The following is a 16,123-nucleotide window of genomic DNA, read 5'->3' as shown; positions in this document are numbered from 1 at the left end:
ACCGACCGGCGGATGCTGGAGGAAGCCACACTCGGGAACGCGGGAATCGAGGCAACCGATGGGCGCGCTCGGCAAGGCGCTTGCACTCGCCGTCGTCGCGGCGAGCGCGCTGCTCATGTCCGGCTGCGTCGCTCCGCCGATCGCCCTGCCGCCGTCGATGCCCCTGCATCACCACCGGTCGCTGCCCGTCGGCGACGAACCGGTCGACCTCGATCCTGACGAGTTCACGACCGACATCGACAACCCCTACTGGCCGATGAAGCCCGGCACGCAGTGGGTGTACCGGGAGAGCGACCCCGACGGCGATCTCACCGTCCGGGTGACCGTGACCTCCGAGACGAAGGTCGTCGCGAACGGCGTCGAGGCGCGGGTCGTGCGCGACACCGTGAGTCGGGGCGGCGAGCTCGTCGAGGACACCTTCGACTGGTACGCGCAGGACAGGGCGGGGAACATCTGGTACCTCGGCGAGCAGACCGCCGAGTTCGAGCACGGCGAGATGGTCTCGACCGAGGGCAGCTTCGAGGCGGGCGTCGACGGGGCGCAGCCGGGCATCGCACTCCCCGCCCGGCCGCGGCCCGGCATGGCCTACCGGCAGGAGTACCTCGAGGGCGAGGCGGAGGACGCTGGCGCGGTGCTCGGCGTCGACGAGCTCGTCGAGGTGCCGTACGGCGCCTACGACGGCGCATTGCTCACGCGCGACACGACGCCGCTCGAGCCCGATGTCGAGGAGCTGAAGTTCTACGCCCGCGGGGTCGGGCCCGTGCTGACGGTCGCGGTCTCGGGCGGCAGCGGCCGGGAGGAACTGCTCGACGTGCGCACGGTGCCCGACGGCACGGGCACCGGGCCGCTCGGTTCACCCGAGTAAGGGTCGGCCGGCCCGTCACGCCCGGCGCCTGCGACGACGGATCACGACGAAGGCGATCGCCGCCAGCCCGCCCCCGACGAGCAGCAGCGCGAGCGTCAGCCGCGCCTCGATCCCGTCGACACCGGTCGACGGGATCGGTGCGTCGAACCGGTTGTCGACCGTGATCGTCACCGCCTCGTCGGAGCCGACGACGACGGGGTTCGCCTCGGTGGCGCTCACCGTCACCTCGACGGCCCCTCCCGCGTCGGTCTCCTCGGCCCAGCAGTCGGCACCGACCGGCAGGTCGTCGAAGGTCTTCGTCTCGCCGGCCGTGATCGACACCGCCTCGTCGAGCGCGACGTAGTCGGGGTCGCCGTCGCCGCGGTCGAACACGCACATGACGGCGATCTCGAACGTCTTGCCGTCGGCCTGCCCGGTCGTGCCCGACACCGTCTTCTCGAGCGCGAGCGTGCCGGTCTCGAAGGTGTTGGTCGCCGTGATCGTGAGGCGCTGGGCGGTGCCCTGCTCGACGACGATCGCCGCGTTGTCGTACGAGTCGAAGTCGACGCTCGACGCGGTCGCGCCGCCCGAATCGGTCTCGACACCGAAGCAGTGCGTGTCGAGCGGCAGTTGCACCGGGGCGCCCTCGGCGTCGACGATCTCGACCGTCTCACCGGCGGTGAGCTCGACCGGCGCGTCGTAGAGCGTCACGAGCTGGCCGGCCACCTCGACCTGGCAGGTCACCTGCACGGTGAAGACCGTGTCGGCCACCCACTCGGCCTCGGCGGCCTCGCCGTCGACCTCCTTCGCAAGTTCGACCGTTCCCTGCGAGAACTCGTTCACGAACCCGGCGGTGACGACGGTCTCGACGCCCTCCTCCGCCTGGTCGGCGATCGTGACGGTCACGGGCGCGGCCGGTTCGTCGGCGGCTCCTGCGTCGGTCTCGGTCACCACGCACTCGGCGCCGACGGGGATGCCGGCGATCGTGTCGCTCGTGAACGGGCCCTCGCCGCCGTCGCTCTCGACGACGAGCTCCTGGTCGACGACCGTCTGCTCCTCGTAGGTGCAGACCACCTGGAACCTGTACTCGCCCTCTGAGAACGCCGGGGCGCCTGGGCCCGCGACGTGCTTGAGCACGTTCAGCGCGCCCGTTCGGAAGTCGTTCACGATGTCGACCTCGATCGGCCCCTGCTCGTCCGCGTCGTCGCCGACGATGAAGGTGTCGGGGGTCACCGTCGACTCGGTCGCGCCGCCGTCGTCGACCTCGGCGACGGAGCACTCGGCGCCCGTCACGAGGTTCTCGACGAGCCAGACGTCGCCCGGGGCGTCCTTCGTGAGGGTGTGCGTGGCGTCGTAGACGACGTCGGGCACCGCTTGCGGGTGGGTGCAGATCATGCGCACGTCGAAGTCGCCGAAGGTACCACCCCATGCGTCGGCCCCGGAGCCGGTCACCGTCTTCACGACCTCGACCGAGCCGACCGGGTAGCGGTTCGTCACGGCGACGACCGTCACGAGTTCGTCGTCGACGTCGGGCTGCAGCGTGAAGTCGGCGCTCGTCACCGCCCCGAGGTCGTCATCGACGCCGTTCTGGGTCACCACGATCGTCGTGTCGGCGCCGCGCGACGCGGTCTCCTCGACGGTGCACTCGGAGCCGGCGGGCAGGCCGCTGAAGGTCTTCTCCTCGCCCGTGCGCAGCAGGAACTCCTCGTCGAGCACGGTCTCGCCGTCGAAGGTGCAGACGGCGGAGAAGCGGAACAGCAGGTCGGTCGTGATCGGGTCGCCGTTCTGGTCGACGGCGGCGGTCTCGACGGTCTTCGTGACCGTGAATCCGGCGTCGGGGAAGACGTTCGTCACCGTGATCGTGATGGGCGTCTCACCGCCGTCGACGACAACGGGGTCGTCGGCGGTCGCGCTGATCTCGATGGCCCAGGCGCCCTGCCCGTCGGGCTCTTCGGCGAAGCAGTCCGACCCGATCGGGATGTCGCCGAGCGTCGCCTGCTCACCGCCCTGCAGCTCGACCGGCTCCTGATCGTAGGTCACGATCGGGTCGTTCGCGGGCCCCCGGTCGAGCGTGCAGGTCACGAGGATCTCGAACGTCTTGCCCTCGGCGTACGAGGCCGCGTCGCCGTCGAGCTCCTTCTCGATCACGAGGTCGGCGAGGTCGAAGGTGTTCGTCGCGGTGATCGCGAGCTCCTGCACCTCGTCGCCCTCCTCGGCGACGACGATGACCGCGTCGTCGAACGAGTCGAAGTCGACGCTCGAGTCGGTCGCTCCGCCGTCGTCGGTCTCCTCGCCCCAGCAGTGCGTGCCGACCGGCAGCAGCAGCGGGTCGCCCGTCGCCGCGTCGGTGACCGTGACGGTCTCGCCGCTTCCCGTCACCTCGACGTCGCCGTCGAAGAGCGGGTCGCCGCCGTCGGTGAGCGCGCAGGTGACATGCACCGTGTAGGTCGCGTCGACGAAGTCGGGGTCGTCGGATGCCTCGCCGGCGAGCTCCTTCGTCACCGAGACCGTGCCCGCCGAGAAGTGGTTGTCGAGTTCAGCGGTCGCGACCTGCGCCACCCCGTCGGCCTCGTCGGGGATCGTCACCGCCACCGGTTCGGGCAGCGCGTCGGCGCCGCCGCCGTCGGTCTCGGTGACGACGCACTCGGTGCCGACGGGCAGTCCGGTGACGGTGTCGCTCGTGAGGGGCCCGGCCGTTCCGTCGCCCGTGACCGCGAGCGTGCCCTCGCCGACCGTCTCTCCGTCGTACGTGCACACGTAGCCGAACGCGAAGTCGACGCCCTCGCTGAAGCCAGCACCCGGGCCCGACACCGTCTTCTCGACGTCGAAGCCGCCCACGCGGTAGTCGTTCGCGACCGTGACCTCGACGGGGTCGCCCTCGTCGCCGGCGACACCGATCACGACCGGTTGGGACGGAGTGATCGTCACCTCGGTCGCGCCGCCGGCGTCGGGCTCGGTCACGGTGCACTCGGCGCCCGTCGGCAGGTTTCCGACCGTCCAGGTCTCGCCGTCGGCGATCGTGCGGGTGTCGTCGTAGACCGGGTTCGCGGTCGCCTCGTCCCAGGTGCAGACGAGCCGCACCTCGAACACGTCGGCGGCCCAGGCCTCAGCGCCCGCGCCGGTGACGTCCTTCGTGATCGCGATCGAGCCCACCGTGTAGGTGTTCGTCACTGCGACGAGCGTCGCGTGCATGTTGTCGCCGTCGGGCTGGATCGCGAAGTCGACCAGGTACCCGTCGACGCTCTGCGTCTCCTCGCCGTACTCGGTCACGACGATCGTCGTGCCGGTCGAGCCGCCCGCGTCGGTCTCGACGACGGTGCAGTCGGCACCGACCGGGAGGGCGGCGAACTCCTTCGCCTCCCCCTCGTGCAGCGTGAACGTGCGGTCGGCCTCGGGCACGACCTCCTCGCCGAGGAAGGTGCAGCTCGCGGTGAATGCGAACTCGGGGTCGTACGCGATCGGGTTGCCGTCCTGGTCGACGGCACCGCCGTCGACCACCGCCTTCTCGACCGAGAACCCGCCCAGCTGGTAGGTGTTCGTGACCGTCACCTGCGCGAGGTCGCCGTCGGCGGGGGCCCCGTGGTGCACGTTCTCGAGCCCGCTGAGGTCCCGCTTCGCCTCGACGGCGCCCGACCGCGTCGGGTCGCCCGCATCGGCGGGGTCGTACGTCACGGTCGAACCCTGCGAAGGCACCTCCTGCACGCTGCACTCGGAGTAGAGGGGCAGGTTCGTGCCCGTGCCGTAGTCGACGACGGTGCCGTCGGCCGGCACGGTCGCCGGGGGCACCGGCTGCCCGTCGGCGCCGACGAGGTTCACCGTCTCGCCGCCCGAGGTGCACTGCACCGTGAAGTCGTACGAGTCGGGCAGCGGAGCGGTGTCCGGCCAGTCCGCCGGCACGTCGACCGCCTTCTCGAGCGCGATCTCGCCCGTCGGCACCGCGATGCCCGAACGCACCGGCTCGACCGGACCCTGGTAGATCTCCGCCCCGTTGAAGTCGGCGCGCGAGCCCGCCGCGACCGCGTTCCAGGCGATCGGCAGGCCGCTGTCGACCGCGGCCGGGGTGGAGTACGGCGTCCGGGTGTCGAAGGCGAGCTGGCCGGTGGCGCCCGGGGCGAGCCCTTCGCCTTCGGGCCAGGTCACGACCGCCTTCATCGCCTTCGCCTGGGCCAGCTCGGCCGCCGGCGTCGCGCTGTCGAACGCGATCCAGTCGCGGGTGCTGACATCGGGGTAGCACGGGTCGCTCGTCGGCATGGCGCCGGCGCGAGCGCTCCACTCGATGTCCTTGGCATTGCAGGCGCGGTTCGGCACCGTCGTCAGGTAGTACGTGGTCAGCACCGCGCCTGCCGTGGGACCGGCCGGCGGGATCTGCACGTTGCCGAGGAAGATCGGCGACCACTGCGACCCGCGGGCCGTTCCGACCGTGACGCCCGTGTCGCCCGGCGCCGGCAGCACATCGATGCCCGCGACCGACTCGGCGGCGATGTTGCCGAGGTTGCGGAAGGTGAGCAACCACGTCGCGACACCGCCGGGGCGGGTGATCGGCACGCAGTTGTTGCGGTAGTAGCCGGCCACCGTGGAGTTGGGCTCGGCGCAGCCCTCGGCCGGGCCGGTGTTGTTGAGCACCCCGAGGTCGTCGTAGTTCGCATCGCCGGAAGCGGCCCCCGGCACGCCCGCGGCGGTGCCCTTCACCGACTTGAGGAGCGTGATCGGCGCGGCCGCGGTCGGGTTCACGGTGGTGTTCGACGCGCAGCTCTCGACCTCGGTCGCCTGCGGATTCGTGATCGTGCCGAGGCTCGTCGAGTCGCACGTGTCGAAGATGCGGTCGCTCGTCGCGGTGACGGTGTTCCCGACGGGCGTGCCCGGGGGGAGACCAGGGCGGAACTGCAGCGCAGCGGAGATCAGGAGCCGGTCGCCCGGGTTGAAGACGAACCCGTCGGGCACCGTGATCGTGACGAGTCCGGTCGTGGTGTCGAGGTCGCCGGCGAACCCGGATGCGTCGAGAACCGTGCCGTCGGCGGCGGTCAGCGTGAACCCGAACGTCGGGGTGACGGTCGGGCTCGGCACGAGCAGCGAGCCGCCAGCGTCGGTCGCGACCTGGTCGGTGAGCTCGAGCCCCGTGATCGGCCACTGCCCGGTGTTCGTGACCGTCATCTTGTACGGGATCGTGCCCGATGGCGGGAACTGCTGCGAGGCGGAACCGTCGCTTCCGTTGCCCGGCGTCTTGACGACACCGATGCCGTTCGCGAGGTGCTTCAGCACGGTCTCGTCGGTCGCGTCGGCGTCGGCCGACCACTGCGTGCCGCCGTCGGTCGTCCACGATCCTTCGCCGTGCACATCGACCGTGTCGGTCGTGGTGCCTGGCGCGGTCTCGCCCGGGGCGACCGGCACGTCGATACCCGGTTGGGTCGTCGGGACGGGCACATCGGTCTCGCCGCCGGGCCCGTACCGCAGATCGACGAGCTGGTTCGCCGTGAACGCGATCGGCACGATCGGGTTGATCGGGTCCTCCCAGTTCGAGGCCGCGTCGTCGACGCGGAACTCGAAGCGCAGGCCGAGCACCTCGCCCTCGGCGACCCCGCTGGGCAGCACGGGCAGGACGCTGCCGCCCGAGTCGGCCGTCTGCCACTCGCCGACGGTCCAGCAGGCTGTCAGTTCGGTCGAACCCTCGCAGGCCTGGCTCAGCACGTTCGTGCCCGTGTCGAAGGCGTAGTCGACGCCGGTGAGCGCGGAGACCCGGACCTGGCGGACCGGACTCGGAAGGGTCGCCTGCGGGAACGACGCGAACTCGAACTGGTTCCAGAACGTCGGGTCGTCGTCGGTGATCGTGAGCACGGTCGTGCGCACGTTGCCGGTCGGCTGGCCCGTGAGCGTGATCGTGTAGCCCTCGCGCGGCTCGTTCTCGGCCCGGTCGTTCGGGTCGGCCGAGGTCGACGGCGTCACGATGTCCTTCGTCGCCACCACGCCGTAGCTCGCGGCGGCGAACGGCAGCGTGTCGGTGGCCGTGCCGGCAGCGGTGTCGATGTCGGCGTCGTCGCCCGGCCGCTGCACCTCGGCGCCCGCGACGTTCGTCGCGATGTCGGCCGTCGTCACCGGGTTCGCCGGATTGCTGCGCTCCGTCTTGCGCAGCTGGAAGGTGAGCACGACCGACGCGGTCGCCTTGGACTCGATCGCGACGTCGTCGGCGTCGGTGTGCACGACCGAGAAGCCGATCACGTCGGCGAGGTCGGCCGGCGCAAGGGCGAGGGCGTCGGCGATCGTGTAGTCGGTGGTGGCTCCCCCTTCCCGGGTGAGGGTCACCGTCGATTCGGTCGCAGCCTCGGGCACCGAGATCGTGTCGATCGCGAAGAGGTTCAGGAACTCGTACGCGTTCGTCGCGCCCCCGGGGGCCGGGTCGGTGATGGTGAGGGTCTGCACCTCGGCTTCGGTCTCGTTCCGCGCGGTGATCGTCGCGTTCACGAGCGGGTAGGTGTCGGCGGGCGTCGTGACCGGCGGGATGGGCAGGTTGTCCTGGTCGAACTGCTTCGTGACCGACACGTTCACCGTGGAGTCGAGGATCGTGATGAGGTCGGAGTCCGTCTGGGTGATCGGCTGCGGCCCCTCCCCTTCGATCTCGGCCGTGTTGTCGACCACTCCGGGCTGACCGGAGTTGAAGTCCTCGGCGTGGAGGGTGCCCGTCACCGGGCCGCCGTCGCTGCGCTTGAAGTCGCGCAGCTCGAAGACGAGGTCGAGGTCGCGATCGTGGTCGTAGGAAGTTGCGACGCCCGAGCCCGAGGTGGGCTGCCCGGCGCCGCCGCGGGCCGAGCCCTCGGCGTAGGTGAGGCGCACGGCCCTCGTCGAGGCGACCTCACCGTCGTCGAGCGTGTAGCCGGGGAACGCACCGTCGCAGTCGGCCGCCGTCGCGCACGCCTTGCTCGTGATGTCGACCCACTCGCCGGTGCCGGCGGCGTCGTCGAACTCGAACAGCTCGACCTTCGACACCCGGTCGTACTGCATCGAGGGGTCGAGGCTCGCGTCGATCGGTGCGATCTCGACCAGGTTCCATGCATCGAAGGCCGAGCTCGCGATCGCCGCATCGTCGTAGCCGGGCCCGGCGGTCGGGTCGTCGGTGATCGCGACGGTGTCGAACGGCAGGCCCTCGGTCGACCACGAGATGCGGGCGGTGCGCCGGTCGCCGCTGAACGCGAAGAGCGGATCGGCCGGGTCGACGATCCAGTGCTTCTCGAAGAGATCGGGGCCTTCGCCGCCGTCGATCGGGTTGAGGTCGATCGCGTCGCCGTCGGTCGCGGTGTTGTCGTCGGGCGTGACGTCGTTGTCGTTGTGCACCTCGGAGCCGGCCAGGTTCGGCACCGTCAGCGGGTCGGCCTCCGCCGCGGCATCCGCGACCGAGCCGGAACCGTCGCGGAACTGGTCGCGCGTCTCCACCGTGATCGAGGGCGCCACCTCGAAGCCGGGCGGCAGCAGCTCGCCCTCTTTCGGCGTGTAGACGAACTGGATGCCCTGGATCTGGTCCTGCGTGACCGGGGCGGTTCCGCCCGGCACCGCGAGCACGAGCGTCCCCTCGCCGTCGAGCTGGCCGCCGGGCAGCGGCAGCCATTCGCTGCCGTTCCAGTAGTTCACCTGGAGGTCCGCGTTCGCCGGCACCCCGGCCACGATCTGGGTGAGGTCGAACGTGTTCCAGAACGGATCGACGACGCCCGCCTGCGGGTCGGCCGGGTCGCTCACCACGAGCACGTCGGAGCCGACCGTCGATGCGTTCGCGCCCTGGTCGTTCACGTGCGCGATGAAGCTGACGTCGGTCGTCGAGCCCGGCACGGCCCACTGCGAGTCGCGGGCGATGTTCTTGTCGATCGTCGTCGAGACCCGCCCCGGCTGCCGGGTGACGTCATCGCTCGCCGAGTCGTCGCCGCTCTTGCCCGTCTGGTCGGTGACGATCGAGGTCGTCTCGTTGGTGGTCGTGACGTCCTCGCCGTCGACGGGCTGCGCGACGACGTCGAACGGCACGGTCGCCGTGCCGTTCTGGATGATCGGTCCCGTGAAGGTGACGGTGAAGCCGACCACCTCGCTCGCGCCTTCGAGCTCGGGGTCGGGCAGCGTGTTCGCGGTGTCGGCCGTGAGCGTCTCGGTCTGCCCGTCGGCGTACACGTACGTCACCGTCGCACCGGTCGCGTTCGGCGGCCACACGACACCGCTCGTGAAGCCGGCGAACGTGAGCCCCTGGTCGGCGAGATCGGGCTGCCCCGGCGTGGGCTCCTGGATGACCATCTCGGTCACCGGCCGGAAGCCGTTGGTCGCCTCGATCGTCGCGGTGGTCTGCTGCCCGGCGAGCAGGTTCGGATTGGCGAAGTTCTTCGTGACCTCGACGAACGGGCCGGTGTTCGAGATGACGACATCGCCGGGCGCCGTCTTCGGCGGGCTCGCGGTGTCGTGCACCACGACGTTCGACGACGCCGTGTTCGGCACGTCGACCGACTGGTCGATCGGGATGTCGAGCACGGCGTCGTTCGTCACGGCGCCGATGCCGATCTCGGCGGGCTCGTCGCCCGACGGCGGCAGTTGGTCGCCCGTCGACGAGCTGAACGTGAAGCGGAGTCCCTTCACGTCTTCCTGCGGCACCCCCACCGGGATGCCGGAGGGATCGGCCGGGATCGGCCCCGGCCCGTACGCCGACGTCCAGTTGCCGTCGGCGTCGAGCCATTCGATCTCGACCTGGTCGGCGCCGGCGGGCGGGGTGATCGAGGCGATGCCGGTGAAGTCGAAGTAGCCGTCGAACGGGCTCGCGACGCCGTCGGCCGGGTCCTGCACGACGATCTCGTCGACCGACCGGTTCGAGGCGTTGCCGCCGCCGATCGTGTAGTCGACCGGCTGGCCGGGCAGCGCGGGCACGCCGGGGGTGCCGTCGGGCTGGTGATCGTCGACCGATTTCGTGACGGTCGAATCGAGCACCTCGGGCACCTCGATGGTGATGGCCTCGCCGTCCTCGACGGTGAGCGCGTTGTCGGCGGTCGCCGTCGCGGTGTTGACGATCTCGGCGTCGTTGTAGTCGGCGCTGATGTCGGCGGGGATCTGCACGAAGACCGTGACCGTCGCCTTCGACCCGGCGGGCTGGCCGGTACCCGCCGATCCGTCGGTCGTGAAGTCGACGGTGAAGTCGGAGCCGTCGACGGCGACCGTCGAGCTGCCGCCGCCGAAGACCTCGACGGGCGGCTCGATCGACGGGTCGAAGACGAGCGGGGCGGGCAGCGTGTCGTTCAGTTCGGCGTTGACGCACGTGTCGACGAGGTTGCTGTTGCAGGTCAGCTCGATCGTGTAGCTGAACTGGTCACCCGGCGCGTAGGGCGAGTTGTTCGGGTTGATCGACTTCGTGACGATGAACTCGGCATCGTCGGGTGCCGCGAACGCCGGCGCGGCCGCCGGTGCCGCGAGCCCAACCGCCATGAGTATCGCGGCGACCCCCGCGAGCGTACGACGGACGATCGACATCTACTCCCCCTGCCCGCGGCCGTCGGGACCGCTTCGGGCGCACGGTAGAGCGCGTGCACCCGAATCCGACCCTATCGGCGGGAGAAGTCCCGGGGAACCCCGGGGCGATCAGCCGAGCAGGTCGTGCAGCTGCACGATCTCGTCGCGCCCCGGGCCGACGCCGATGGCCGAGATGCGCGATCCGCTCATCGCCTCGAGCTCGCGGACATACGCCTTCGCGTTCGCCGGCAGGTCGTCGAACTCGCGCGCGCCCGAGATGTCCTCGGTCCAGCCGGGGAACTCCTCGTAGATCGGCTTCGCGTGGTGGAAATCGCTCTGCGACACGGGCACCTCGTCGAAGCGCTCGCCGTCGACGTCGTACGCGACGCAGACGGGGATCTTCTCGATGCCGGTGAGCACGTCGAGCTTCGTGAGCACGAAGTCGGTGACGCCGTTGATGCGCGAGGCGTAGCGGGCGATGGGCGCGTCGTACCAGCCGGTGCGGCGCTTGCGACCGGTGGTCGTGCCGAACTCGTGGCCCTGCTCGGTGAGGAAGTCGCCCCACTCGTCGAACAGCTCGGTCGGGAACGGCCCCGCGCCGACGCGCGTCGTGTACGCCTTGATGACCGCGATGACCCGGTCGATGCGATTCGGGGCGATGCCCGAGCCTGTGATCGCGCCGCCCGACGTCGCGTTCGACGACGTCACGAACGGGTAGGTGCCGTGGTCGACGTCGAGCATCGTGGCCTGGCCGCCCTCGAAGAGCACGGTCTCGCCCGCCTCGAGCGCACGGTGCAGCAGCAGCGAGGTGTCGGTGACCATGGGGCGCAGCCGCTCGACGTACGAGAGCAGCTCGTCGACGATCTCGTCGACGCCGATCGCGCGGCGGTTGTACACCTTCAGGAGCAGGTGGTTCTTCTGGTCGAGCGCGCCCTCGACCTTCTGACGCAGGATGTTCTCGTCGAAGAGGTCCTGCATGCGGATGCCGACGCGGTTGATCTTGTCGGCGTAGCTCGGGCCGATGCCGCGACCCGTGGTGCCGATCTGCCGCTTGCCGAGGAAGCGCTCGGTGACCTTGTCGAGCACGCGGTGGTACTGGGTGATGAGGTGCGCGTTGGCCGAGATGCGCAGCTTCGAGACATCCACCCCGCGAGCCTCGAGGCCCTCGAGCTCTTCGAACAGCACCTCGACGTCGACCACGACGCCATTGCCGATGACCGGCGTGACGCCCGGCGTCAGGATGCCGGACGGCAGCAGGTGCAGCGCGTACTTCTCTTCGCCGACGACCACGGTGTGACCCGCGTTGTTGCCGCCGTTGAACTTGACGACGTAGTCGAGGCGCGAGCCGAGCAGGTCGGTCGCCTTGCCCTTGCCCTCGTCGCCCCACTGTGCACCGATGAGTACGGCTGCGGGCATGTCAGCGCTCCCCTTCTGCCGGCTGCTCGGCCGGAACGATCGTGATGAGCTGGGTCGGCGTGAACTCGCTCGCGATGCGAGCGGGCGCCTCGGCGTCGGCGCTGCGCAGCTCGTCGGCGAGCCGGGCGGCCTGGTCGGCGAGACCGAGCGCCTCGGCGGCGCGGCGCTGCGTGTCGAGGGCGCGCAGGTACGCGCGGTTCGGCTCGTCGGCCCACGGCACGGCGGTGCCGGGCTGCCAGCCGGCGGTCGCGAGCTGCGCGCGGGCGAGCTCGGCGGATGCCGCGGCTAAGGCGTAGGCCTCGAGCGGGCGACCCTCGGAGTCGGCGAGATCGGCGAGCTCGGCCCAGGCGAGGGGCGATGCGGGATGCTCCGAGACGACGCCGGCCACGGCGGCGCGATCGGCCTCCGCCAGCGCTTGGCGGACCTCGGGCTCATCGGCGAGCGCCGCGGCAGGCCCGGGTGCTGTTTTCTTGGGAGTCACACTCCACCTTATCGCGGGGCCCATTTCGACCATTCGAAGCCGGTCGAGTAGGCGCGAAGCGCCGTATCGAGACCCTCAGCCGGTGGTCGAGTAGCGAAGCGTATCGAGACCCCGTCGCGAGGCTTCGACACGAGCCACGCAATACCTACTTCACTGCAATGCGGAAGCCGCCCTCGCCATACGTGGCGGCGAGTTCACCCTCGCGGGGCAGTTCAAGTTCAGAGCAGCCGGACACGCCGCCACCGATCCGCTGCATCCAATAACAGACGGCATACTCGCCCGGTGGCGCGGTGATCCGGAAGTCGCCGTCTTCTTCAATGGGGGACACCGTGCCACCGAGTTCTGAAACGTCCGACTCGCTCAGCGTCCCCACGACGGAGACCCATTGCTGGGAGTCCGAGATCGGTTCCTCGCCCGTGAGTTCCCAAAATGACCCATCCATCACCTCGATGGGGAGGACCGCCAGCCCGCCACCACCGACGGCGTACTTACCCCCGACTCCCACATCGTCGAGACCATACATCCGGCCGACCAGACCACCCGTGCCGGCTGGCGTGGGTCCGCACGCCGTGAGCAGCCCGATGGCAAGCGCCAGCATCACGATCGAGAAGGCTGCGCGGCCTCCGGCGGACGTCATCGGAGGATCACGTTGAACTCGTATATTGAGAAGTCGTCGAGGACGACTCGGAATGTCTTGGTGGTGCCGGCCCAAGATTTCGGTGTTGCCGCGTTGACGTGCCAGGTTCCCCCGGAGCGCACCATGTCATACGTCGCGCCGGAAGCAGTGAACGCGCCGGAAAGGACCGTCGAGCCGCTCACGTCAGCGCCGGTAATCGTCCACTTGATCGGAATCGTGCGCCCGGCATTGACGCTCCCTCCGGGGGCGACCGGCGGCTCGAACCCAGCGAACACGTAGTCGGATCCGGGGGGCTCCGGCGCCGCGACCCGTTGGATCGTGATCGTTACGCTCGCGGTCGCGGTAGCACCGGTGGTGTCGGTCGCGGTCGCGGTGATCTGGTGGGTACCTTCGCTGAGCAGGTCAGCACGTTGCACCAGGTCAGAGCCAGTTCCGAGTTGCCCATCGAGATCCGAATTCCACATGATGGTGCCGTCCAGCGGACCGTCTTCGGCATCGGTCGCAGTCGCGGTGAGCGGAATGCTCTGTGCGCCGGTGGCGACGAACCCGTTCGTCGGACTGTCGATATTCAGTATCGGCACGAGGTTCGGGAGGGTGAACGTCGAGGATGTTGCAACGGCGCTTCGCAGGCCGTCGCTGGCGATCACGCGGATCCGAGCGGTGCTGCTTCCCGGCAGCGACCATCGTGCGACCGACATCGAGGCTCCCGGAAGGTCAATGCCGATCGGGTTCCACGTTGCGCCGTCATCCGTGCTGTAGAGGACGGTGTGACGGAGTGCGTCGCTGTCGGCGTCCGATGATGTCCAAGTGAACGTGACGCGATCTGACGTTCCACCGGTTGGCGGCGAAACCATTACCTGTGGCGAGTTGGATGAGACGGTGCCGCTGGCCAAGGTCGCGTTCGCGGAAACGACCTCAACGAGCGTCGCACTCATCAGGCCCTGCGGAACCACGACATTGAAGGTCGACGGCGCAGCCGCGACGTCACCACCAATCCCCGAATCACCATGGTTGCTAATCGGCGTGAACCTGGTCCGCCACAACTCTGCCCCGGAGTCGTCGCGGAGCACCACCGCGTGTGTGCCCGTCGGATCGTCCGCGGTGGGGGCGAAGTCAACGCTGAGCGCGGGCGCGAGTTCGGCGCTCAGCCCATCAGCAGCGATCACCCCACGAATGGTTTCCCCGGCACCCGCGTCGAGATCACCGATGATCGGTGCACGGTCGTCGGTGAGCAACTGCAGGTAGTCGCGCTTCCCGATCCATCGCGCCTGCCCACCCTGGTCATCCGACCTGCAATACGACATCAGAGAAGTGTTCGTTTGGGGGGCGGAGAGGAACAGATCATCGTCCGAGTCGAGGTAGCGCGGGTCGATACCCCAGACCTCACTCCGCGGATCGCCGATCGGGCCAAGCGCCGCGACGGTGTCACCATTGGTCTTCGTGGTCCAATGGGGGTAGTCATCGGCACTGGCGTCGGCAACCTCCGTGCACCAGCCCTTCTTCATTTCGTTGAAGACCCAGAGGATCTTCGTCCAGCCGTTCTCCGCGGCGTTGACACTATGGTGCAGGCCATACGAATGACCGAGTTCGTGGACGACTCGGTTGCGCGCATGGCCGCTGTCGAACTCGCCCTCGAGGAATTCATCGAAGCCTGACGCCACCCCGCGCGTCGAGAGCCCACCGTAATCGGCGCCGCTGCTTGAGCCGCGGATGACCCCGTACCAGCGCTGCTCCTTCGGCGCGTCTGCGAGGTCCTTCGCCGCCTGCAACTTCTCATTCAGAGCACCAAGGTCCGTCGGCCGTTCATCGACAGAAAGTGTGGTGAAATCAGCGCTCCACCCGGCGCTCGGCGACGATGCAATGAACCGCTCATGCTGTTCCCACAAGTCGCCCATCGTCGGTTCGACCAGTTCACCATTCTCCTCGAAGCTAATCGCGCGGTACTCGAGGTCTGCTGCAAATCCCCCGACGAACCCCACTGTCTCGGAGCATTGCGCGTTCACACCCGTCAGGTCCGCGTCGCACGTGACGCCGCCCGGCAATTCAACCGCGAGTTCCAGCGACTCCTCGAAGGTCCAACTGATGGGAAGGGCGAAATTCAGACTGTCATTCACAGTGCTGCGGTCCTCGACCGCGTTCTCGTCGACCAGCACACCAGTGCTCGGGTTGAGCGACGTCAGCGGGCTGCCCGAAAGTTCGACGCCGTCGGAATATACGTGCAGCCGGCCGTTGGTCCGAACGGCCTCATCCGCTTGGGTTTCGAGAAAGGCTCGAACCAGTGTCGGACGCCCCTGCACGAGCGGCACCGAGTTGTCCCAATCTTGGAGGACCTGGTTAACCTCGATCGCTTCAACGCGGAGTGGATCGGTCAGACACCCCGAGATCAACGAGGTGAACTCGGTGGTTGTCCGCGCCACTGTCACCGTTCCCCCACCGAACACATAGGGGCCGTACGCGGCGATGGCCGCCGGAGTGGTGAAGCTCCCGTCCTCGACAGCGACAACGCTGTAGCGGTCCACGCCAACGCTCTTCGCATACGTAGTTGCGGACGACATCGACTCACCCGAGTTGCGGGCGCCGTCGGTCGACATACAGAGCGTCCAATCTGCCGCAGGCCGACCATTCGCGAGGAGTTGGTTCGTGCCGGTACGGATCGCGTCACCGGGGTTGGTGTTGGAGCCGATTTGTGAGATCGCCCGCACCTGTGCGATCAAATCATTGACATCCTGCTCCGAGCCAATCGGCGTCAGCGGGATCTCGACGCGTGTGCTCGGGGTGGTGGAACCAACGTACGACCACTGAACAACCGATACCGCCACCGAATTGTCGAGCGGCACGTTCACCCGATCCTGCAGTGCGGCCGCATACCCGTCCAGCTGCAGGTCCCAGTCGGTTGCGCTGATCGAACCGGAGCCGTCGAGCAGCAGGACCAGGTCAGTCTGCTCGACGATTGGCAGCTCCTCGTCAGGCTCCACATGCATGTCGGCCACAGCGACCTGGCCGGCCGCTGTGAGGAGCAGGGCTGTGACGCCGAGAACTGCGACTACACGGGCTGCAAAGTGTCGAATCACTGTGACTTTCCTTTCGGGCAATTCGGAAAGGTTCGATACAGTCGCGTGAGCACCGGTCTTGTCGCCAATGCCGACCGTAGTGGCAACTTCTCGGCCGAAGGCACCCCCTGTTCGGGGGTCCTCTCCCGCCGGCACGAAAACGCGACGAGCCCAGACCCCATCGCAGAAGTGGTAGGGGGAGCGAGAGGTTCAACGGCTCCGCCGTCGCTACTCGA

General features: G+C 68.9%; 6 protein-coding genes. 1 reads left to right on the top strand and 5 read right to left on the bottom strand.

Going from position 1 to position 16,123, the window contains the following annotated elements:
* Window positions 1-58 precede the first annotated feature (58 nt).
* A complete protein-coding gene (locus PX701_RS00645) occupies window positions 59-865 on the top strand; it encodes a hypothetical protein (protein WP_231429631.1) in 807 nt (268 codons plus the stop codon).
* Window positions 866-880: 15 nt separating this feature from the next.
* Here the strand turns inward: PX701_RS00645 and PX701_RS00640 are convergent, their stop codons facing one another.
* The 5 genes from PX701_RS00640 to PX701_RS00620 form a co-directional block, all read right to left on the bottom strand.
* Window positions 881-10,324 (bottom strand): DUF5979 domain-containing protein, encoded by a 9,444-nt coding sequence (locus tag PX701_RS00640; protein WP_275505194.1) that lies wholly within the window; start codon window positions 10,322-10,324, stop codon window positions 881-883.
* A 108-nt stretch (window positions 10,325-10,432) separates the two neighbouring features.
* A complete protein-coding gene (locus PX701_RS00635; protein ID WP_275505193.1) occupies window positions 10,433-11,719 on the bottom strand; it encodes an adenylosuccinate synthase in 1,287 nt (428 codons plus the stop codon).
* A gap of 1 nt (window position 11,720) precedes the next feature.
* Window positions 11,721-12,200, bottom strand: coding sequence for a DUF3151 family protein (locus tag PX701_RS00630; protein WP_275505192.1), 480 nt, complete (start codon window positions 12,198-12,200; stop codon window positions 11,721-11,723).
* A 145-nt stretch (window positions 12,201-12,345) separates the two neighbouring features.
* A complete protein-coding gene (locus PX701_RS00625) occupies window positions 12,346-12,837 on the bottom strand; it encodes a hypothetical protein (RefSeq protein ID WP_231429627.1) in 492 nt (163 codons plus the stop codon).
* Window positions 12,834-15,908, bottom strand: a complete 3,075-nt coding sequence (locus PX701_RS00620) for a DUF1194 domain-containing protein (RefSeq protein ID WP_275505191.1) — start codon at window positions 15,906-15,908, stop codon at window positions 12,834-12,836. Before PX701_RS00620 ends, PX701_RS00625 begins: the two co-directional genes overlap by 4 nt.
* Window positions 15,909-16,123 lie beyond the last annotated feature (215 nt).

Origin of the sequence: Agromyces chromiiresistens, from assembly GCF_029167465.1 — a bacterium.
Lineage (GTDB): Bacteria > Actinomycetota > Actinomycetes > Actinomycetales > Microbacteriaceae > Agromyces > Agromyces chromiiresistens.
Note: the sequence above shows the minus strand (reverse complement) of the source record. Positions and strands in the feature narration are given on the sequence as shown.